The sequence below is a fragment of the Psychroflexus salis genome (genome assembly GCF_014640175.1).
In the GTDB taxonomy this organism is placed as follows: Bacteria; Bacteroidota; Bacteroidia; order Flavobacteriales; family Flavobacteriaceae; genus Psychroflexus; species Psychroflexus salis.
This window is the reverse complement of sequence record NZ_BMGL01000014.1, coordinates 14,017-36,713: the sequence shown is the minus strand read 5'-3', so window position 1 is coordinate 36,713 and position 22,697 is coordinate 14,017. Positions and strand designations below refer to the sequence as shown.

The 22,697-nt window shown below is 34.6% G+C and carries 16 protein-coding genes and 5 tRNA genes; 2 read left to right on the top strand and 19 right to left on the bottom strand.

Annotation, left to right across the window (positions count from 1 at the left end):
• Window positions 1-4: 4 nt before the first annotated feature.
• The 19 genes from rpoC to IEV63_RS11625 form a co-directional block, all read right to left on the bottom strand.
• Window positions 5-4,312, bottom strand: a complete 4,308-nt coding sequence (gene rpoC, locus IEV63_RS11715; RefSeq protein WP_188407005.1) for a DNA-directed RNA polymerase subunit beta' — start codon at window positions 4,310-4,312, stop codon at window positions 5-7.
• Window positions 4,313-4,389: 77 nt separating this feature from the next.
• Window positions 4,390-8,202, bottom strand: a complete 3,813-nt coding sequence (gene rpoB, locus IEV63_RS11710; RefSeq protein ID WP_188407004.1) for a DNA-directed RNA polymerase subunit beta — start codon at window positions 8,200-8,202, stop codon at window positions 4,390-4,392.
• A 165-nt stretch (window positions 8,203-8,367) separates the two neighbouring features.
• Window positions 8,368-8,742 (bottom strand): 50S ribosomal protein L7/L12, encoded by a 375-nt coding sequence (gene rplL / locus IEV63_RS11705; RefSeq protein WP_188407003.1) that lies wholly within the window; start codon window positions 8,740-8,742, stop codon window positions 8,368-8,370.
• A 51-nt stretch (window positions 8,743-8,793) separates the two neighbouring features.
• Window positions 8,794-9,312, bottom strand: a complete 519-nt coding sequence (rplJ, locus tag IEV63_RS11700) for a 50S ribosomal protein L10 (protein WP_188407002.1) — start codon at window positions 9,310-9,312, stop codon at window positions 8,794-8,796.
• A 9-nt stretch (window positions 9,313-9,321) separates the two neighbouring features.
• Window positions 9,322-10,020 (bottom strand): 50S ribosomal protein L1, encoded by a 699-nt coding sequence (gene rplA, locus IEV63_RS11695; protein WP_188407001.1) that lies wholly within the window; start codon window positions 10,018-10,020, stop codon window positions 9,322-9,324.
• Window positions 10,021-10,036: 16 nt separating this feature from the next.
• A complete protein-coding gene (gene rplK / locus IEV63_RS11690) occupies window positions 10,037-10,474 on the bottom strand; it encodes a 50S ribosomal protein L11 (protein ID WP_188407000.1) in 438 nt (145 codons plus the stop codon).
• Between the two features lie 67 nt (window positions 10,475-10,541).
• Entirely contained in the window at window positions 10,542-11,093 is a 552-nt protein-coding gene (gene nusG / locus IEV63_RS11685; protein WP_188406999.1) for a transcription termination/antitermination protein NusG, read from the bottom strand.
• 2 nt (window positions 11,094-11,095) lie between these two features.
• Complete coding sequence (gene secE, locus IEV63_RS11680; protein WP_188406998.1) at window positions 11,096-11,293, bottom strand: preprotein translocase subunit SecE; 198 nt, start codon at window positions 11,291-11,293, stop codon at window positions 11,096-11,098.
• 97 nt (window positions 11,294-11,390) lie between these two features.
• Window positions 11,391-11,463, bottom strand: a tRNA-Trp gene (locus IEV63_RS11675).
• Between the two features lie 59 nt (window positions 11,464-11,522).
• Entirely contained in the window at window positions 11,523-12,710 is a 1,188-nt protein-coding gene (gene tuf / locus IEV63_RS11670; RefSeq protein WP_188406997.1) for an elongation factor Tu, read from the bottom strand.
• 97 nt (window positions 12,711-12,807) lie between these two features.
• Window positions 12,808-12,879: transfer RNA gene (locus IEV63_RS11665), tRNA-Thr, on the bottom strand.
• 33 nt (window positions 12,880-12,912) lie between these two features.
• Window positions 12,913-12,985 (bottom strand) — tRNA-Gly (locus tag IEV63_RS11660).
• Between the two features lie 37 nt (window positions 12,986-13,022).
• Window positions 13,023-13,105: transfer RNA gene (locus tag IEV63_RS11655), tRNA-Tyr, on the bottom strand.
• Window positions 13,106-13,128: 23 nt separating this feature from the next.
• Window positions 13,129-13,202: transfer RNA gene (locus tag IEV63_RS11650), tRNA-Thr, on the bottom strand.
• A 116-nt stretch (window positions 13,203-13,318) separates the two neighbouring features.
• Window positions 13,319-14,200 carry a tyrosine-type recombinase/integrase gene (locus IEV63_RS11645; protein ID WP_188406996.1) on the bottom strand — a complete coding sequence of 294 codons (882 nt, stop codon included), beginning with the start codon at window positions 14,198-14,200 and terminating at the stop codon, window positions 13,319-13,321.
• Between the two features lie 125 nt (window positions 14,201-14,325).
• A complete protein-coding gene (locus IEV63_RS11640) occupies window positions 14,326-16,578 on the bottom strand; it encodes a sodium-translocating pyrophosphatase (protein ID WP_188406995.1) in 2,253 nt (750 codons plus the stop codon).
• Window positions 16,579-16,679: 101 nt separating this feature from the next.
• Complete coding sequence (locus tag IEV63_RS11635; protein ID WP_188406994.1) at window positions 16,680-17,189, bottom strand: inorganic diphosphatase; 510 nt, start codon at window positions 17,187-17,189, stop codon at window positions 16,680-16,682.
• Window positions 17,190-17,256: 67 nt separating this feature from the next.
• Window positions 17,257-19,749: a DUF5686 and carboxypeptidase-like regulatory domain-containing protein gene (locus IEV63_RS11630; RefSeq protein ID WP_188406993.1), complete on the bottom strand. Its 2,493-nt coding sequence runs from the start codon at window positions 19,747-19,749 to the stop codon at window positions 17,257-17,259.
• Window positions 19,750-19,810: 61 nt separating this feature from the next.
• Window positions 19,811-20,791 (bottom strand): pyruvate dehydrogenase complex E1 component subunit beta, encoded by a 981-nt coding sequence (locus tag IEV63_RS11625; protein WP_188406992.1) that lies wholly within the window; start codon window positions 20,789-20,791, stop codon window positions 19,811-19,813.
• A 143-nt stretch (window positions 20,792-20,934) separates the two neighbouring features.
• Between IEV63_RS11625 and IEV63_RS11620 the strand changes: the two genes are divergently transcribed.
• Together IEV63_RS11620 and IEV63_RS11615 are read left to right on the top strand one after the other, a co-directional pair.
• The gene (locus tag IEV63_RS11620; RefSeq protein WP_188406991.1) at window positions 20,935-21,681 is read left to right on the top strand and encodes an electron transfer flavoprotein subunit beta/FixA family protein; all 747 of its coding nucleotides are present in this window, start codon (window positions 20,935-20,937) and stop codon (window positions 21,679-21,681) included.
• 10 nt (window positions 21,682-21,691) lie between these two features.
• The gene (locus IEV63_RS11615; RefSeq protein ID WP_188406990.1) at window positions 21,692-22,660 is read left to right on the top strand and encodes an electron transfer flavoprotein subunit alpha/FixB family protein; all 969 of its coding nucleotides are present in this window, start codon (window positions 21,692-21,694) and stop codon (window positions 22,658-22,660) included.
• The last annotated feature ends 37 nt before the right edge of the window (window positions 22,661-22,697 follow it).

Here is a 22,697-nt window from a genome sequence, read left to right as displayed (position 1 = left end):
TTAATTAATTAAAATTCACTTTGGTTTCTTCTACACCAGTTAGCATAGAATCCATTTCTTCTTTAGAACCTACAATAATATTATCGAACTCTCTAAGACCAGTTCCTGCAGGGATTTTGTGTCCTACAATAACATTTTCTTTGAGGCCTTCTAAGCGATCTACTTTACCACTTACAGCAGCTTCATTTAAAACTTTTGTAGTCTCTTGGAATGATGCAGCAGAGATAAATGACTTAGTTTGAAGTGAAGCTCTTGTAATACCTTGTAAAATCGGGGTAGCTGTTGCTGGCTCAGCATCTCTTGCTTGAACAAGTTGTTTGTCTTCTCGTTTTAATGAAGAGTTTTCGTCTCTCAATTCACGTAAGGTAACAATTTGTCCTGGCTTAAGATTAATGCTATCGCCTGCATCTTCTACTACTTTTTTGCCATAAATATTATCATTCTCTTCTATAAAGTCTTCTTTATGGATTAATTGATTTTCTAAGAAGATAGTATCTCCAGAGTCTTTAATTTTAACTTTACGCATCATCTGTCTTACGACTACTTCGAAGTGCTTATCGTTAATTTGAACACCTTGTAAACGATATACTTCTTGCACTTCGTTTACTAAGTACTGTTGTACAGCACTAGGTCCTTTGATATTTAAGATATCTTCTGGGGTAACAGATCCATCAGAAAGTGGCATACCTGCTCTAACATAATCATTTTCTTGAACAAGAATTTGATTTGATAATTTAACCAAGTATTTTTTAATTTCACCAAGTTTAGACTCTACGATAATTTCGCGATTACCTCGTTTAATTTTTCCAAAAGAAACTACACCGTCAATTTCACTTACAACTGCAGGATTAGAAGGGTTTCTCGCTTCAAACAATTCGGTAAGTCGTGGCAAACCACCTGTAATATCTCCTGCTTTAGAAGATTTACGAGGTATTTTAACTAGCACTTTACCTATGTTTATTTTTTCGTCGTCGTTAACCATTAAGTGAGCACCAACAGGCAGATTATAAGAGCGTTGTTTCTCTCCACTTCTATCTAAGATATGTAGTGTAGGGATTTTACGTTTATTCTTAGATTCTATAATCACTTTTTCTTCGAATCCAGTTTGTTCATCACTTTCAACCGAATAAGTTTGACCTTGAATAATGTTTTCAAATTCAATTTGACCAGCAAATTCTGAAATAATAACACCATTATATGGGTCCCACTTACAAATTACATCGCCTGGTTTAATTTTATCGCCATTTTTCACAAAGCATTGCGAACCGTAAGGAATAACGTTTGTACTTAAAACGATTCCAGATTTTTTATCAACAATTTTGATTTCGGAAGTTCTTGAAATTACAATTTCAGCATCTTTATCGTCGTTATCTTTGCCTTTTACGGTTTTTAAATCTTCTATTTCTGCAATACCTTCAAACTTAGCTTCAAGTTTATTTTCTTCAGAAATGTTACCTGCAATACCACCTACGTGGAAAGTTCTTAAGGTAAGCTGAGTACCTGGTTCTCCAATAGATTGTGCAGCTACAACACCTACTGCTTCACCACGTTGAACAGTTTTGCCAGTAGCTAAATTTCTACCATAGCATTTAACACAAATACCTTTTTTAGATTCACAAGTTAGTGGCGAACGTACTTCAACAGAGTTTAAGACAGATGCTTCAATTTTACTTGCAGCGTCTTCTGAAATCTCAAGACCTTCTGCCACAATTAACTCCTGTGAAATTGGGTCTACAATGTCATTCAATGAAGTTCTACCTACAACTCTTTCTGCTAAAGTTTCAACAACTTCTTCATTCTTCTTAAGCGCAGTTACTTCGATACCTCGCAATGTTCCACAATCTTCTTCTCTAACAATAACATCTTGAGAAACATCTACTAAACGTCTAGTTAAGTAACCAGCATCGGCAGTTTTAAGTGCCGTATCGGCAAGACCTTTACGCGCACCGTGTGTTGAAATAAAATATTCTAAAATTGATAAACCTTCTTTAAAGTTAGAAAGAATTGGGTTTTCAATAATTTCGCCACCTGCTGAAGTGGATTTTTTAGGCTTAGCCATTAATCCACGCATACCTGTTAGCTGTCTAATTTGTTCTTTAGAGCCACGAGCACCAGAATCTAACATCATAAACACAGAATTGAATCCTTGTTTATCTTCTGTAATTCGCTTCATTGCTAGTTCAGTAAGGTTTGCATTTGTTGCTGTCCAAATATCAATAACTTGGTTATAACGTTCGTTATTGGTAATAAGACCCATGTTATAGTTAGCTACAACACCTGAAACTTGTTCGTTAGCATCATCAATAAGTGATTGTTTTTCTTCTGGAATAATAATGTCTCCTAATGAAAACGACAAACCACCTTTAAATGCAAATTCATAACCAAGAGATTTAATACTATCAAGAAATGCACTAGTTTCTGGAACATTAGTTACTTTAAGCACCTTTCCAATAACATCTCTTAGCGCTTTTTTATTTAAAACTTGATTTATGTAACCTACAGCTTCTGGTACATATTTGTTAAATAAAACACGACCACAAGTGGTTTCCATAATTTTATTTACAAGTTCTCCTTCTTCATTAAAGTCTTTTGTTCTTACTTTAATTGCTGCATTAAGTTCTAGTTTACGTTCGTTGTAAGCAATTTCCACTTCTTCTGCAGAATAAAATGTTAAGCCTTCACCTAAAACTTTATGTTCATTAGTTGTTTTAAGTTCTTTGGTCATATAATATAAACCAAGGACCATATCTTGAGATGGAACAGTAATAGGCGAACCATTAGCTGGATTTAGAATATTATGAGAAGCAAGCATTAATAATTGTGCTTCTAAAATTGCTTCTGGGCCAAGAGGTAAATGAACTGCCATTTGGTCACCATCAAAATCCGCGTTAAAAGCTGTACAAACTAAAGGATGCAACTGAATTGCTTTCCCTTCGATTAATTTAGGCTGAAAAGCTTGGATTCCTAAACGGTGAAGTGTAGGAGCACGGTTTAATAAAACTGGATGTCCTTTAAGAACGTTTTCGAGAATATCCCAAACTACTGGTTCTTTTTTATCTATTATTTTTTTAGCAGATTTTACTGTTTTAACAATTCCACGTTCGATTAATTTTCGAACAATGAATGGTTTGTAAAGTTCAGCAGCCATATCTTTTGGCAAACCACATTCAAACATTTTTAGTTCAGGACCAACAACAATAACAGAACGAGCAGAATAATCTACACGTTTACCCAATAGGTTTTGTCTAAATCTACCTTGTTTACCTTTCAAAGAATCTGAAAGTGATTTTAAAGGTCGGTTTGAATCTGTTTTTACAGCTGAAGATTTACGTGTATTATCGAAAAGAGAATCTACAGATTCTTGTAACATACGTTTTTCGTTACGTAAAATTACTTCAGGAGCTTTTATTTCCATTAATCGTTTTAAACGATTGTTACGGATAATAACTCTTCTATACAAATCGTTTAAATCTGATGTAGCAAATCGGCCACCATCAAGTGGAACTAATGGTCTTAATTCTGGTGGTATAACTGGGATTACTTTCATAATCATCCACTCAGGATTATTTTCACGATTATTTTTTGAATCTCTTAAAGATTCTACTACTTGTAGGCGTTTTAAAGCTTCAGTTTTACGTTGCTTAGAAGTTTCGTTGTTAGCTTTGTGTCTTAAATCGTATGAAAGTTCATCTAAATCTAGTCGCTTCAATATTTCGATAAGGCATTCTGCACCCATTTTAGCGATAAATTTATTTGGGTCTTCATCATCTAAATACTGGTTTTCTTGTGGAAGACTATCTAAAATATTTAGGTATTCTTCTTCTGTTAAGAAATCCATTTTTTGAAGTGCTTCACCTTCTTCATTTTTGGCATCACCTGGTTGAATTACTACATATCTTTCGTAGTAAATAATCATGTCTAATTTTTTAGACGGGATACCAAGTAAATAACCCAATTTGTTAGGTAAAGAGCGGAAGTACCAAATATGCGCTACAGGCACCACTAAACTAATGTGACCTACACGTTCTCTACGTACTTTTTTTTCAGTTACTTCAACTCCACAGCGATCGCATACAATACCTTTGTATCGAATTCTTTTATATTTACCACAAGCACATTCGTAGTCCTTTACGGGACCAAAGATACGTTCGCAAAAAAGGCCGTCGCGCTCTGGCTTGTGGGTTCTGTAGTTAATTGTTTCTGGTTTTAAAACTTCTCCTCGAGATTCGCTTAAAATCTGCTCTGGTGAAGCTAAACCGATAGAGATTTTATTAAATCTCTTTTGGGTATCCTTTTCATTATTTCTTGCCATAGTACAAGTTTGCTAAAGAATTAATCTAAATTTTGTAATATAAGAAGTAATGCCGCAACACAAGCTGCGGCAAGACTTTACTCTTCTAATTTTAAGTCTAATCCAAGACCTTTCAATTCGTGCATTAATACGTTAAACGATTCTGGAATGCCAGGTTCTGGCATCGGTTCTCCTTTAACGATTGCTTCGTAAGTTTTAGCTCTACCGATTACGTCGTCTGATTTTACAGTTAAAATCTCGCGTAATGTACTTGAAGCTCCATAAGCTTCAAGCGCCCAAACTTCCATTTCACCAAAACGCTGACCACCAAACTGTGCTTTACCACCAAGGGGTTGTTGTGTTATTAATGAATATGGACCAATTGAACGTGCATGCATTTTATCTTCAATCATGTGTCCTAGCTTCAACATATATATCACACCTACTGTTGCTGGCTGGTCAAAACGTTCTCCAGTTCCACCATCGTATAAATAAGTATGACCATATCTTGGAATTCCTGCTTCGTCGGTTAGTGAATTTATTTGGTCTATAGTTGCGCCATCAAAAATTGGAGTTGCAAACTTGCGCCCTAATTTTTGCCCAGCCCAACCTAAAACAGTTTCATAAATTTGACCAATATTCATACGAGAAGGTACACCAAGTGGATTTAAAACAATATCGACAGGAGTTCCATCTTCTAAAAATGGCATGTCTTCTTGTCGAACTATTTTAGCTACAATACCTTTGTTACCGTGACGTCCAGCCATTTTATCACCAACTTTTAATTTACGTTTTTTAGCAACATAAATTTTAGCTAATTTTAAAATACCAGATGGTAACTCATCTCCAACACTTATCGTAAATTTTTCACGTCTTAAGTTTCCTTGAAGATCGTTTAATTTAATTTTATAATTGTGAAGTAAATCGGTTACTAAGCCATTTAAGTCATCATCTGTGGTCCAAGTACCTTGTGTAAGGTGAGAGAAATCGTCAACTGAGTTTAACATTTTCAGGGTGTATTTCTTTCCTTTAGGTAAAACTTCTTCACCTAAATCGTTCATTACACCTTGTGCAGTTTTACCATTTACAAGTGCAAAAAGTTTATCGATTAATACGCTACGCAGTTCTTCAAATTTAACAGCATATTTACTTTCTAATCGGTCTATTTCTTGCTTATCTTTAGCTCTAGCACGTTTATCTTTTATTGCTCTAGAGAATAATTTTTTATTGATAACTACTCCGTTAAGCGAAGGTGAAGCTTTTAGTGAAGCATCCTTAACATCCCCAGCTTTGTCTCCAAAAATAGCTCTTAAAAGTTTCTCTTCTGGTGTAGGGTCGCTTTCTCCTTTTGGAGTAATTTTACCAATTAATATGTCGCCAGGCTTAATTTCAGCTCCTATGCGAATCATACCATTTTCATCTAAATCTTTAGTTGCTTCTTCTGATACATTAGGGATGTCTGCAGTTAGCTCTTCATTTCCTAATTTAGTATCTCTAACTTCCAAGGAATACTCATCGATGTGAATAGAAGTAAGGATGTCGTCTCTTACTACTTTTTCAGAAAGCACGATTGCATCTTCGAAGTTATATCCTTTCCAAGGCATGAAAGCAACTTTCATATTTCTACCCAATGCTAATTCGCCCTTTTCAGTTGCATAGCCTTGACAGAGAACTTGGCCTTCTTCTACACGATCTCCAACACTAACAATTGGTTTTAGGTTTATAGATGTGCCTTGATTAGTTTTTCTGAATTTAATAAGCTCGTAAGTTTTTGAGTCAGATTCAAAACTTATCATTCTTTCTTCTTCAGTCCTATCGTATTTAATTACAATTTTTTCAGCGTCTACGTATTCAACAACTCCGTTGCCTTCAGCATTAATTAAAACACGTGAATCTTTTGCTACTCTTCTTTCTAAGCCGGTTCCTACAATTGGAGAGTCTACTCTTAACAATGGAACTGCTTGTCGCATCATATTCGATCCCATAAGTGCGCGGTTTGCATCATCGTGTTCTAAAAATGGAATTAATGATGCAGATATGGAAGATATTTGGTTTGGAGCTACATCTATGTAATTTACTTCTTTAGGATCTACAACTGGAAAATCACCTTCCATACGAGCAATTACTCGCTCTGCTTTAATGGCTCCATCTTCTGCTATATCAATATTAGCCTGTGCAATTAATTTGCCTTCTTCTTCTTCAGCAGAAAGGTAAATAGGTTTTTCATCGAAATTAATTTTTCCATTTTCAACCTTTCTATAAGGTGTTTCGATGAACCCCATACTGTTCACCTTACCATAAACAGACATAGAAGATATCAAACCAATGTTCGGACCTTCGGGAGTTTCAATAGGGCATAGTCTACCGTAGTGAGTGTAATGTACATCACGTACTTCGAAGCCTGCTCGTTCTCTCGATAGACCACCTGGGCCTAAAGCAGATAATCTACGTTTGTTGGTCAATTCAGCAATTGGATTGGTTTGATCCATAAATTGAGAAAGCTGATTGGTACCAAAGAAGGAATTGATTACAGATGAAAGAGTTTTTGCGTTAATTAAGTCAATAGGCGTAAAAACTTCGTTATCACGTACGTTCATACGTTCACGAATAGTTCTAGCCATACGAGATAAACCAACACCAAATTGTTGCGAAAGTTGTTCGCCTACAGTTCTTACACGTCTATTAGACAAGTGGTCTATATCATCTACTTCAGCTTTAGAATTTACCAATTCGATTAAATATTTAATAATCGTGATAATATCTAACTTTGTTAAAACTTTTTTATCCATTTCGATATCAAGTCCTAACTTTTTATTCATTCTATAACGGCCAACTTCACCAAGATTATAACGTTGATCACTAAAAAATAATTTTTCAATAATACCACGTGCTGTTTCTTCGTCTGGCGGTTCAGCATTACGTAATTGTCTGTATATATGTTCTACTGCTTCTTTTTCAGAGTTAGTAGGATCTTTTTGCAATGTATTGTAAATAATCGCGTAATCTCCCGTTAAATTATCTTCTTTATGAAGCAATATTGTTTTGGAGCCCGTCTCGATAATATCTTCAATATGTTCTTTTTCTAAGATAGTATCTCGATCAAGTACAATTTCATTTCTTTCAATAGAAACTACTTCTCCTGTGTCTTCATCTACGAAATCTTCATACCATGTATTCAGTACACGAGCAGCAAGCTTTCTTCCCAAAACACGCTTTAAACCTGCTTTGGAAACTTTAACTTCTTCAGCTAGATCGAATATTTCTAAGATATCCTTATCTCTCTCAAAACCAATAGCTCTAAATAAGGTAGTCACCGGCAATTTTTTCTTTCTATCGATATAAGCGTACATAACGCTGTTAATATCGGTAGCAAATTCTATCCAAGAACCCTTAAAAGGAATTACCCTTGCAGAATATAATTTAGTTCCATTTGCATGAAAAGATTGACCAAAAAATACACCTGGTGATCTGTGCAATTGAGAGACTACCACACGTTCTGCTCCATTTATAACAAAAGTACCACTCGGAGTCATGTAAGGAATAGTTCCTAAATAAACATCCTGTACAATTGTTTCAAAATCTTCATGTTCTGGATCTGTACAATAAAGTTTTAAGCGGGCTTTTAGGGGCACGCTGTATGTTAAACCACGTTCAATACATTCCTGGATGGAATATCTTGGAGGGTCTATAAAGTAATCGATAAATTCTAATACAAATTGGTTTCTTGTATCTGTAATAGGAAAATTTTCTTTGAAGGTTTTATATAAACCTTCGTTTGCTCTTTCAACGGTTTTTGTTTCAAGCTGAAAAAAATCTTTAAATGATTTTACTTGGATATCAAGAAAATCTGGATAATCAGGCTTGTTGGTAACTGTTGAAAAACTAAAGCGTTCGTTTTGCGTTGCTAACATCTAAGGAAGAATTTAATGCATTAATTAAGCTAAATAGCTCTTTACTACAAAATTAACTAAAAAAATAATGTTTAAAAACATTGTGGCGTATAAATACGCAAAATGGTCTAGACCATCAGATAAAATTCTGAGGGCCTAAACCTTATAAATTATCTACAGAAGAGCTTACTTAAGCTCAACTTCAGCTCCTGCTTCTTCTAATTGTGATTTTAAAGATTCTGCTTCATCTTTAGATACACCCTCTTTAACTGGAGCTGGTGCACCATCTACTAAACCTTTAGCATCTTTAAGACCAAGTCCAGTTAACTCTTTAACAAGTTTAACAACTGCTAACTTAGACCCACCTGGAGCTTTTAAGATTACGTCAAATTCAGTTTGCTCTTCTTGAGCTTCACCACCTGCAGCGGCTCCACCTGCAACAGCTACTGCAGCAGCAGCTGGCACAATTCCGTACTCTTCTTTTAAAATATCAGCTAATTCATTTACTTCTTTTACAGTAAGATTAACTAATTGTTCTGCGAATTCTTTTAAATCTGCCATTTCTATCGTTTTTAAAAAATTTTGTTATTTATAATTAATTTAGTGTGTTACTTATTCTTTTTCAGAAAGAGTTTTCAATATACCAGAAAGTTTGTTTCCGCTTGATTTTAATGCGGATATAACATTCTTAGCTGGCGATTGAAGCAATCCGATGATATCTCCAATAACTTCATCTTTAGACTTAATGTTGTACAGAGTCTCCAGATAATCGTCTCCTACGTAGATAGCTTCTTCTACATAAGCTCCTTTAAGCAATGGTTTATCATTTTTCTTTCTGAAATCTTTAATGACTTTAGCAGGGCCATTTCCTGTTTCAGATAACATTATAGAAGTATTACCTTTTAATGTATCTGGAAGATTTCCAAACTCTTTATCTGACGAAGCCATTGCTTTAGACAGTAAAGTGTTTTTAACTACCATCAACTTTATGTTAGCCTTAAAACAAGCTCTTCTTAACTTACTAGTATCTTCTGCGTTTAAACCAGAGATATCGGCTAAATAAATGTTAGGTGTTTCAGCTAACTGGGCAGTTAAATCTTGTATTACTTGTGATTTTTCTTCTCTTGTCATAATCCTAAATTATTGCTCAGTAAACCTTTTCGTATCTATAGAAATACCAGGTCCCATTGTTGATGATATATTAATGCTTTTTATATAAGTTCCCTTAACTACCGATGGTTTTAACTTTACGATGGTATTAAGAAGCTCCCTTGCATTTCCTGCAATTTGTTCGTTTTCGAATGATGCTTTACCAACAGATGCATGAACGATTCCTGTTTTATCGACTTTAAAGTCAATTTTACCACCTTTAACATCAGATACTGCTTTTGCAACATCCATGGTAACCGTACCTGTTTTAGGATTAGGCATTAAACCTCTTGGTCCTAAGATTCTTCCTAAAGGCCCAAGCTTACCCATAACAGCAGGCATAGTAACAATAACATCTACATCGGTCCACCCAGATTTAATTTTCTCTAGGTATTCATCCAAACCAACGAAATCAGCTCCAGCATCTTTTGCTTCTTGTTCTTTATCTGGAGTTACCAATGCTAAAACACGAACAACTTTACCTGTTCCGTGTGGAAGTGTAACCACGCCTCTAACCATTTGGTTAGCTTTCCTTGGGTCTACATTTAATCTAATTGCTAAATCGATAGACTCATCGAAATTAGCAGAACTAGTATCTTTTACTAAAGCAGAAGCTTCAGCTACAGAATAGAGATTTGATGTATCTATTTTAGCTTTTGCTTCTTTTTGCTTTTTAGTGATTTTTGCCATTTTTAAAATTCTTTAATTAAAAAGGAGCATTGCCCTTTACATTAATACCCATAGAACGTGCAGTACCAGCAACCATTTTCATAGCCGATTCTACTTTAAATGCATTTAAATCTTGCATTTTATCTTCTGCTATTACTTTTACCTGATCCCAAGTTATACTGGCTACTTTCATTCTATTAGGTTCACCTGAACCTTTTTTAATTTTGGCTGCTTCCATAATTTGAACAGCAGCTGGTGGTGTTTTAATAACGAAATCGAACGATTTGTCTTTGTACACTGTTATAACAACAGGTAAAACTTTTCCAGCTTTATCTTGTGTTCTACCATTGAATTGCTTACAAAATTCCATGATATTTACACCAGCAGCACCAAGTGCTGGACCAACTGGTGGTGAAGGATTAGCAGCGCCACCTTTAACTTGCAGCTTTACAACCTTACTAATTTCTTTTGCCATTTTGTTTAATTTATTGTGTTGATTTCAAATGGAAGCTGAGAAACCAACTATTATAAAAGTGTAACAATTAAATTTTTTCTACTTGCATATAGCTTAATTCAACTGGTGTTTTTCTACCAAATATCTTTACCATGACTTTAAGCTTACGTTTTTCTTCATTTACTTCTTCAATAACACCAGTAAATGTATTAAAAGGACCATCTACAACTTTAACAGACTCTCCTACGGTAAATGGAATAGCGACATTTTCCTTTTGCGTTGAAAGTTCGTCTACTTTACCTAATAATCGATTAACTTCAGATCTTCTCAAAGGAACCGGATCTCCTCCTTTTGTTTCACCTAGGAATCCTATAACTCCATTTATATTTTTGATAATATGAGCAACTTCACCTTCCAAAGCCGCATTAATCATAATATAGCCTGGAAAATATACTTTTTCCTTATTATATTTCTTGCCATTACGGATTTGAACCACTTTTTCCGTAGGAACAAGAATCTCGTCTATAAAATCAGAAAGACCTTCATGAGATATTTCTTTCTCAATATAATCTTTTACTTTATTTTCTTGTCCACTAACCGAACGAACAACATACCATTTTTTGATGCTAGTATCAGACATAATTAAGATTTAACCCAGTTAAAATATTGTCTAATTGCGCTACTAAAAACTTCGTCGACACCCCAAATGGCAAGCGAAAACAAAATTGAAAAGACTGCGACAATGAGCATCAATTTTTGTCCTTCTGCATAAGTTGGCCAGGTAACGTTGTTTTTAAGCTCGCTAAATGACTCTGAGATGTAATTAGTAATATTTGCCATTGTTATTCGATTTTGCATGGATTGTTAAGCTTCCTTTGACTTGATTTTTACATCATACAGGATAAACTTCTCGAAACGTGCTAATTAATTTTACTTGCACGGGTTGAGAGGCTCGAACTCCCGACACCTGGTTTTGGAGACCAGTGCTCTACCAACTGAGCTAAACCCGTAAATACTAATTGAGGCGTCTTGTTAGACACCCCAATCAGAATTTATTTATAAATTGAAATTAATCTAAAATTTCAGTAACCTGTCCAGCTCCAACTGTACGTCCACCTTCGCGAATTGCAAAACGCAAACCAACATTCATTGCTATAGGCTGTAAAAGTTCAACCGTAATAGTTAAATTATCACCAGGCATCACCATTTCTACACCATCAGGCAAGTTAATTGTACCTGTTACGTCAGTTGTTCTTACATAAAATTGCGGTCTATAGTTGTTATGAAATGGTGTATGACGACCACCTTCTTCTTTTTTAAGAATATATACTTCCGCTTTAAATTTAGCATGTGGAGTTACAGAGCCAGGCTTTGTAATTACCATACCACGAGAAATTTGAGATTTTTCAATACCTCTTAACAAGATACCAACATTATCTCCAGCTTCTCCACGGTCTAATATTTTACGGAACATTTCAACACCAGTTATAGTTGATTTAAGCTTTTCAGCACCCATACCTATAATATCTACAGGATCACCAGTATTAGCAACACCCGTTTCAATACGACCCGTAGCTACTGTACCTCGACCTGTAATTGAAAACACATCTTCGATTGGCATTAAAAAATCTTTTTCAACGTCACGTTGTGGTAATTCAATCCAGCTATCAACAGCATCCATTAATTCCATAACAGTTTCAGACCATTTAGCATCTCCTTCAAGAGCACCTAATGCAGAACCAGAAATTACAGGACCATTATCCCCGTCATATTCATAAAAAGAAAGCAAGTCTCTCACTTCCATTTCAACCAATTCTAACAACTCTTCATCGTCAACTAGATCTACTTTATTCAAGAAAACAACAATTCTTGGGATACCAACTTGGCGACCAAGCAAGATATGTTCTCTAGTTTGCGGCATAGGACCATCAGTAGCAGCAACCACTAAAATAGCACCATCCATTTGAGCAGCACCAGTAACCATGTTTTTCACGTAATCCGCGTGACCTGGACAGTCAACGTGCGCATAGTGACGATTTTCTGTTTGATACTCAACGTGAGAAGAATTAATGGTAATACCACGCTCTTTTTCTTCAGGAGCGTTATCAATTTGATCAAAAGCAGAAGCTTCTGAATAACCTTTATCTGCAAGAACTTTAGTAATTGCAGCCGTTAAAGTTGTTTTACCGTGATCAACGTGTCCAATAGTACCTATATTAAGGTGTGGTTTGGAACGATCAAAATTTTCCTTTGCCATAATTAATTATTTAATCTTAGTTATATATTAGTGTTTATTTTAAACAACAATTGAAGCCAACAAGGTAGCAAATCCCCTGTGACTTTTTCTTCACTTGAGCCAACGACGAGAATTGAACTCGTGACCTCTTCCTTACCAAGGAAGCGCTCTACCCCTGAGCTACGTCGGCAGAATAAAAGCAAACTTCAATTCTGCTACTTAGAGCGGGAGACCGGGTTCGAACCGGCGACATTCAGCTTGGAAGGCTGACGCTCTACCAACTGAGCTACTCCCGCATTTTTAATACATCTTAATGATGTTTGCTATTTACAGTGGGGAGAGCAGGATTCGAACCTGCGAAGGTGAAAACCAACAGATTTACAGTCTGTCCTCGTTGGCCGCTTGAGTATCTCCCCAAAAGAACGTATCGAAAAATTAGAGCCGATGGAGGGACTCGAACCCACGACCTGCTGATTACAAATCAGCTGCTCTAGCCAGCTGAGCTACATCGGCAATTACATTTACATGCCTTATTTTTCGGATTGCAAATATAGATACTTTATTTTGTTATAAAAAAACTTTTTGTTTATTTTTTTTACTTTTTTATTTTAAAATTTAATGATACCTTTTTAAGTTTTATTTCTAGGATGTGCTGTTTGGTGTGATGCCTTTAATTTAGCTATACTATTATGTGTATAAACCTGTGTTGAAGCAAGACTAGTATGGCCCAATAAATCTTTGACTTCAGCTAAATTAGCTCCGTTATTCAATAAATGTGTGGCAAAACTATGTCTTAAAATATGAGGACTCTTTTTTAATTTTGTTGATGCGTTTGCAAAAGCTTTATTTACAACTTGATAAACGAAATTATCTGAGATTGGTTCTCCAGAATCCTTTACAAAAAAAGAAACAGATGTTACGGAAAAGTTTTTTTTAAGTTTTAAATATTTTTCAATTAAGCTAACTACTTTTGGCAGTAAGGGCACTATCCGCTCTTTATTTCTTTTCCCTAAAATTTTCAATTGTAAGTTTTCTTGATTAAACGAATTTTCAGTCAAACCGACAAGTTCTGCTCGTCTCATTCCTGTAGAATAGAGCAATTCAATTATCAATTTGTCTCGTATAGACGCAAAGTCATCACCAAATAAGCCCAACACTTTTTCTATTTCTGAAACTGAAAAGGGAATTTCTTCTTTTTTACCAGCTTTTAAAGATTTATGTTTTACAAGTGGTGAAACTTCTATTACATTAGACTTTAATAAGTGTTTATAAAATAGCTGTAGTGTAGATATTTTTCGGTTTATACTATTATTTTCAAGACCTTTTTCTTTTAAGTAAATGATCCAATTTCTTATAAAAGTATATTTTACATCAGCCAGATTAGTTTCATCAAAAACGTTTTCTACAAAAGACTTAAATTGCAAAACATCCTTTTGATAAGCCAATATAGTGTGTTTGGAGTATTTCTTTTCACTCTCAATGTAGTCTATAAATGAAGTAATTAAATCCATATAACACCTGAAATTAGGTTTTGTAAGCTTTAAATTATTTTAATTTCAATACTATACTTATTATATGAAATATAAAAGGAAAAGTCAACTTTAAGCAGTTGGCTTTTCCTTTATATATGGAGTTACTAATTTACATCTTGCAAAGCAGCACGATGATTTGATTCATCGATAGTAACTTCTATTTGATTTTTCTCATTAAAATCATTATCGCTAGTACCTTTATCGTCTTGATGACCTAAAACCGGAGCGATTACTAAACCTACCAAACAAGTTAGTTTAATTAAAATATTCATTGATGGTCCTGAAGTATCTTTAAATGGATCTCCAACAGTATCTCCGGTAACAGCAGCTTTGTGTGCTTCACTTCCCTTATATTGCATCTTTCCATCTATTTCTACACCAGCTTCAAAAGATTTCTTAGCATTATCCCAAGCTCCTCCAGCATTATTCTGAAAAATAGCCCACATCACACCAGAAACACAAACCCCAGCCATGTAACCTCCTAATGGCTCAGCTCCAAAAATCCATCCCACTAAAATTGGCGTAACTATGGTAATTAAACCAGGTAAAATCATTTCTCTTAAAGCTGCTTTAGTTGAAATATCAACACATTTTGCATATTCTGGAGTCCCTGTGCCTTCCATTATGCCTGGAATTTCTTTAAATTGTCTTCGAACTTCTTTTACCATTTCCATAGCAGCCTTTCCAACAGATTTCATTGCTAAAGCTGAAAACACAACTGGAATCATACCACCAACAAAAAGCATAGCTAAAACATCTGCTTTATATATATTAATACCTTCAATACCAGTAAAAGTAACATAAGCAGCAAACAAAGCAAGAGCAGTTAAAGCTGCAGATGCAATAGCAAAACCTTTTCCCACAGCAGCTGTTGTATTACCAACAGAATCTAAAATATCTGTACGTTCTCTAACTTTTTCATCTAATTCACTCATTTCAGCTACACCTCCTGCGTTATCTGCAATTGGTCCAAAAGCGTCGATTGCTAATTGCATAGCAGTTGTAGCCATCATAGCTGATGCAGCTAGAGCTACACCATAAAACCCAGCTAAGGCGTACGAACCATAAATAGCAGCAGCAAATAATAAAACCGACCAAAAAGTAGACTTCATACCTACTGCTAAACCAGCTATTATGTTGGTTGCAGCCCCGGTGGAACTATTCTTGACGATATCTAGTACAGGTTTTTTACCCAAACTCGTATAATATGCCGTTACCATTGAAATTAATGCACCAACAGCAAGACCAATTAAACATGCGTAAAAAACATGCCTTGACGGAACTTCTTTTAAGCCTTCACCAAAGAAATCCATATTAATGGTATTGGGAAGCATCCATTGTATTAAAAACCAAGTAACAATACCAGTTAAAATAATTGATGACCAATTGGCTATATCTAAAGCACGTTGAACAGTTGCTTCTTTTGCTTCATTACTCCCTATTCGAACAAAAAATGTTCCTATGATTGATGCTAAAACCCCAACACCTGCTATTACAAGCGGTAGTAATATTGGGCCCATATTATTAAAATTATCTGTAAATTGAGTTAATGTGGACATATCTCTAATAACATAATTTCCAAGTACCATCGCTGCTAAAACAGTAGCTACGTAACTCCCAAACAAATCTGCTCCCATTCCAGCTACATCGCCAACATTATCGCCTACATTATCTGCAATAGTAGCAGGGTTTCTTGGATCGTCTTCTGGGATACCAGCTTCTACTTTACCGACCAAATCAGCCCCTACATCTGCTGCTTTTGTATAAATACCACCACCTACTCTAGCGAATAATGCAATAGATTCTGCTCCTAGCGAAAATCCAGCTAGAGCTTCTAAAACTATTGTCATTTCTTCATAAAATTTTCCACTACCTTCTACTAAAAACTGACCCATTAGAAATAAAAAGATAAGACTTAGTCCTAAAACTGCAAGACCTGCAACTCCAAGCCCCATAACTGTTCCTCCACTAAAAGAAACTTTTAAGGCTTGTGGCAAACTTGTTTTTGCTGCTTCAGCCGTTCTTGCATTGGCATCTGTTGCTACGCGCATCCCTATATTTCCAGCTAATCCTGAAAAGAAAGCACCAACTATAAACGCTGGGATAATAAACCAACTTGTGGTTTCTACAGCTTGAGAAACAAAAAATAATGCAATTGAAGCTATTAAAACAAAAACCAACAGAAGTCTGTACTCTGCGTTTAGGAAAGCAAGCGCACCTTCTTTAATACTTTTAGAAATTTGCTGCATTCTGGCGTTGCCTGGTGATTGTTTCTTTACCCAAAACATTTTAACTACCATAAATAATAGACCTATCACTGAAAGGATGATAGGAATGAAAATAACATTTGATTCCATAGATTTTAATTAAAAATTTTGTTAAAACTAAATGAAAAAAAATTAATCCCATAAAAAAAGCAGCATTTTTTGATGCTGCTTTTAAATATTGTAAATTTTAGTTACTTTATTGATACTTCTTGCGAAGGAATATCACTCTCTTCGAATCTTTTTTCACAAGCTAAAACAATTTCTTTAGCTTCATTTACATTACCCCAACCACCAACATCAACTTTTTTCTTTTCTAAATCCTTATACACTTTGAAGAAATGTTCTATTTCTAAAACCAAGTGTGGGTTTAAATCACTTAAATCTTCAAATTTACTAGCAACAGGATCGCTTACAGGAACACAAATAATTTTTTCATCAGGACCTTTTTCATCAGTCATATGGAAAACCCCAATAGGTTTGACCTCCATAACACATCCTGGAAAAGTAGGTTCTGTAACCAAAACTAAAACATCTAGCGGATCGCCATCTAGAGCAAGAGTTTCTGGAACAAATCCATAGTCTGCTGGATACATCATAGAAGAAAAAAGCATACGATCAAAACGTATTTTTTTTAATTCAAAATCGTATTCATATTTGTTTCTGCTTCCCTTTGGAATTTCTATAAGTACATCAAAAGTCATTTCTATAAATATTAATTAAAATAATCGACAAAAATAAGAAAACTTTAATTAGAGCTCTTTATTTTTTTTAAAAATAAAAGCCAAAAGCACCAGTAACACCAAATGTTCTTGCATCAGGCAGACTTCTATAATTCCCTCTAAAATGAAAATCTAATCGAAACACTCTAAAAATATTTCCCAGCCCTAAGCTATATGACCAATACGGCTCTTGGTCTGGAGCAAAGAAAACTGGATTAGAATTAGATGCATTTAAGGCTTGATTGCTATCTGAAATTGTTCCATAAACAGCTCTTGCACTTACAATTTCACGTAAATCTAAGTCGCGTAAAAGTGGAATTCTGGAAAACAATCTACCATTAAAATTATGCTCGACGTGTAAACTAACATAGGAATCTGTTACAAAATCGTAAAAGTCAAGTAATGGAAAAGTACCTAAAATAGAGAATAAAGTTTGATTACCTGGAACAACATCTAGTAATCCTAAAGAAACATCTCCGAATGTTTTTCCTGCTTCGAAGGTTGAAGTAAATTTACCAAAGCCTCCCATTTGAATCGGCTGTCTGTAAAAAAACTGTAGCTTTTGATAATTAAAATCGCTGTCTAGAGCTCCTGTAAATCCTTTAGAATAATTTAAAAACATCTCTGGATAATCGTTTGGGTTTAAAATATACCGTTCAACCCCGTAACCAGAAGTTTTACGTCCTGGCATATATTTAAAAATTATTGATGTTTCCAATTGTTTGGTTTCTTCGCTAACCAAATTTTCTGAAATATCATCAAAATAAGCAATACTAAATTTATCTGAAGCTGAGATTAAAGTTCGATAGGTTGAGCCTATCCTAACTTCAAAATTTCTAGCTGGCTCTATGGTAAAGGCTAAACTTGATAAATTAATACTGGTTAAGCTTGCATTAGCACCAATTGTTAATACAGCAGAACTTGCTAAACTCCTACCTAAAACATCTGATGTGTTGGTTAAACTTGCTCCAAGCTGCTCAACATCTCTTCGGTTACCTGCTTCAACTACCCAATGCAATTTTGGATTTAGTAAATATTTAGCCGAAATACCATATTTAAATTTATCATCTTTAAAACCATATGCCAAAAAACCTTGCAATCTGAATTTGTCGTTTTGACTTTTATAGCTTCTTCCTCCAGCTCGAAGACGCAAACCCTCTACATCATTGTAACCAAATGTAGAAAAAACAGGACCAAAGTCCCATCCATCTCTTTCCCAGTAATTAGTTGCTAACACAGTTCCTAGGCTATACATTCGCTTGAATGCATCTACGGTTCTGAGTGTGTCTAGCATAGTGTAAACACGTTGTTCGTCTTTATTTAATGGTTCAAGCCGCTTATCTTTCCAAAAATTGTCTTCTCGAAAATACACACTATCGTTATGGGGCTGATAATCTTCTTTATAAAAGGTTTTGGATTTAGGTTGGTTAAACTCATAATTACTGTAAAGCGTAGTTCTTTTACCATAAACACCTCGCGATTCTTCTTTTTTTTGAAAAGTAAAATCTGTCATGAAATGATCTCTAGTTATCAAAAAGACTGAATCGTTTAGAACTTCAAATTCTTGTTCAATATATACTTCTTTAACCCAGTTAATATTTGCATCTTTATTCATGGTTAGATTAATTTCTTTAATCGCCCATGTAGAATCGTTGACCCAAAAGTCTCCTTTAAAAGTTAATTCTCCTTTTCTTCTTGGATAATATACTATGTTGTAATAATGTTTATCATTGATATAAGTAGAATCTGCTAAAACATAATTATAGTTATCAATTCCAGTTCTAGACAAAGGACTGACAAAACTTTTATCGAAAAATTTTAAATAATTATCGTATACATTATATTCTGAGTAAATATCTTTTACATATTGAATTAAAGTTTGGTTATCACTAAAACCAGAATTTTTATTTCCTAGTAAAATTTCACGCTTCGTATTATTTACATTATTTCCATATACTTTAGAAGCGGCTTCGTTTATAAAAATAGGCAAATAAGTTTTTCCCGTTACTTTGTTAGTATCTACTTCTTCAAAAATAAACTCCATACCGTTAAAAACTCGGGAGTTGATTAAGGTACTATCTATAGTATTTAAATCAAATTCTAATTTTTCGTATTTATCAAAAGCATAGTAATCGAATTTATTTACTCCATTTTGTCTTTTATTTTTCCATATTTTCTTTAAAATATCGATGGCTGGGTTGTTTTTTTTTGAAGTTTTTCCGCTGAAAATTATTACCTCGCTCAAAGCTTCATTATCTGTTTTTAAGGTAACCTTGAGGCTATACGTGGCCGATTTTTTTAAAGGAATTGTCTCTGTTATAAAACCAACAAAATTAACTTCTAAATTGGAGTATGACTTATCAGACTCTAAATAAAATTTACCATCTTCATTAGTAATTGTACCTTCGGTAGAATTGGGAAATACAACATTTGCATAAGGTAGAGCATTACCATCTTCGTCGTATACGTAGCCGCTTACTTTGGTTTGGGCAACTAGAGCAGTACCAAAGAGAAGAACAAAAATTACAAGGAGTTTTTTCATAAACAAAAAAGCTTCATTTGATGTAACAAACGAAGCTTCAAAATTAAGTAAATTATTCAACTTACAGATACATTACTTTCTTTACAGCTTTAATAACATCTTCGTGGTTGGGCAACCACTCCTTTAGTAAAACTGGAGAATAAGGTGCTGGTGTATCTGCAGTATTTATTTTAATTATTGGTGCATCTAAAAAGTCGAATGCATCTTGTTGTATACGATAAGTTATTTCAGTAGCAACGTTACCAAATGGCCATGCTTCTTCTAAAATTACCAGTCGGTTTGTTTTTTTAATAGAATTTATAATTGCATCGTAATCTAGGGGTCTTACTGTTCGTAAATCGATTATTTCACAAGAAACATTATGATCTTCTGCTAATTGATCTGCTGCTTTATAAGCTTCTTTTATAATTTTTCCAAATGAAACGATAGTAACATCATCGCCTTCTCTTTTAATATCTGCTTTTCCTAAAGGAATAGTATATTCTTCTTCTGGAACTTCGCCTTTATCGCCATACATTTGTTCACTTTCCATAAAAATTACAGGATCGTTATCGCGTATTGCAGATTTTAGCAAACCTTTAGCATCGTAAGGGTTTGAAGGTATTACAACTTTTAAACCAGGTGTATTTGCATACCAACTTTCGAAAGCTTGTGAATGCGTTGCACCCAGTTGACCAGCAGACGCGGTAGGCCCACGAAAAACAATAGGTATGTTAAATTGTCCTCCAGACATTTGGCGCATCTTAGCAGCGTTATTTATAATTTGATCAATCCCTACTAAAGAGAAATTAAATGTCATAAATTCTACAATTGGACGATTGCCATTCATTGCAGAACCTACTCCTATTCCAGCAAAACCTAATTCGGCTATAGGTGTATCAATTACTCGATCAGGACCAAATTCATCTAACATACCTTTAGAAGCTTTGTATGCACCATTGTATTCAGCAACTTCTTCTCCCATTAAATAAACAGACTCGTCTGCTCTCATTTCTTCGGACATAGCTTCGCAAACTGCTTCCCTAAACTGTATTGTTCTCATTAGATATAATTTTCAGAAGTTGCAAAAATAGAAATAAACACAACTTTAGCCTATTAAAATTTAATAAAATTTTGTTATGCGTGCATAATAAAAAAAGCCTAATTTTTGTATATTCGCACAAGTAAATTCGAAAACAAATAAATATGAAAATTTTAGTTTGTATAAGTCATGTGCCCGACACGACTTCAAAGATAAATTTTACAGATGGCGATACAAAATTTGACACCAATGGTGTACAATTTGTTATTAATCCGAATGATGAATTTGGTCTAACTAGAGCCATGTGGTTTAAAGAAAAACAGGGAGCTAATGTAGATGTTGTTACAGTTGGCGGAAAAGATACAGAACCAACTATTCGAAAATCGCTTGCTATAGGTGCAGACCAAGCCATACGAGTTGACACCGAAGCAAAAGATGGATACCAGGTAGCAAAAGAATTAGCAGTAATTGCAAAAGATGGCAATTACGATTTAATTATAGCTGGTAGGGAGTCTATTGACTATAATGGTGGTATGGTACCTGGTATGCTTGCCAAACTAATAGGCGCTAACTTTATTAACACCTGTGTAGGACTTGAAGTTGAAGGAGATAAAGCAACTGCTATTCGGGAAATTGATGGCGGTAAAGAAACGCTCACATCTTCACTTCCACTTGTAATTGGTGGTCAGAAAGGTTTAGTAGAAGAAAGCGATTTAAAAATACCCAATATGCGTGGTATAATGATGGCTAGAAAAAAACCTTTAAAAGTAGTTGAAGCATCAGTTAGCGAATTAAGTACAGAAGCAAAACAATTTAGTAAACCAGCTCCAAAAGGAGATGTAAAATTAGTTGATGCAGAAAATATAGATGAATTAATTAACTTGCTTCATAATGAAGCCAAAGCCATATAAAAAAATAGATATGTCAGTACTAGTATATACAGAATCAGAAAACGGAAAGTTTAAAAAAGCAGCCTTAGAAGCAGCTTCATACGCAAAAAGTGTAGCCGATCAGTTAAACACTGAAGCCATTGCAATTTCTTTTAATGCAGAAAGCGCAAACGATTTAGGAGCTTACGGAATAAGTAAAGTAAAAAATTTAGCTAATGATAGTTTTACTAAATTTAATGTGGAGGCTTATGCAGAAGTTATTTCGGAAATTGCGAAGGAAGAAAATTCAAAAGTTATAGTGATTAGCCAAAGTGCAAATGCAAAATATTTGGCTCCGCTATTGGCTATAAACTTAGAAGCAGGTTACGTATCTAATGTTGTAGAATTACCTAAAGTAGATAATGAGTTTACAGTTAAACGAACTGCATTTACCAATAAAGCTTTTAATATCACTTCTATACATACCAATGTTAAAATTATAGGTGTATCTAGCAATGCATTTGGAGTGCATGAAAACCAAGTCGATATTGAAGTAGTGAATTATGAGACTGGCGTTGTGGTTAATAATTCTGGCATTACTGTAGAATCGGTAGATAAAAACACAGATAAAGTTAGTATTGCAGATGCTGAAATTGTAGTTTCTGGCGGACGGGGATTAAAAGGCCCTGAAAATTGGAATTTAATTGAAGATTTAGCCAGCACATTAGGCGCAGCAACAGCATGTTCAAAACCGGTAAGCGATATGGGATGGAGACCACATAGCGAACATGTTGGACAAACGGGTAAACCTGTTGCATCAAATTTATACATAGCTATCGGAATTTCTGGTGCAATTCAACACTTGGCAGGAATAAATGCATCTAAAACAAAAGTAGTAGTAAATAGTGACCCTGAAGCACCATTTTTTAAAGCAGCAGACTACGGTATTGTTGGCGACGCTTTTGAAGTTATACCAAAGCTTACAGAAAAACTAAAAGAATTTAAGGCTAATAATGCTTAAATTCATATTTTAGGAGCCTGAAACGGCGGTCTAAAAT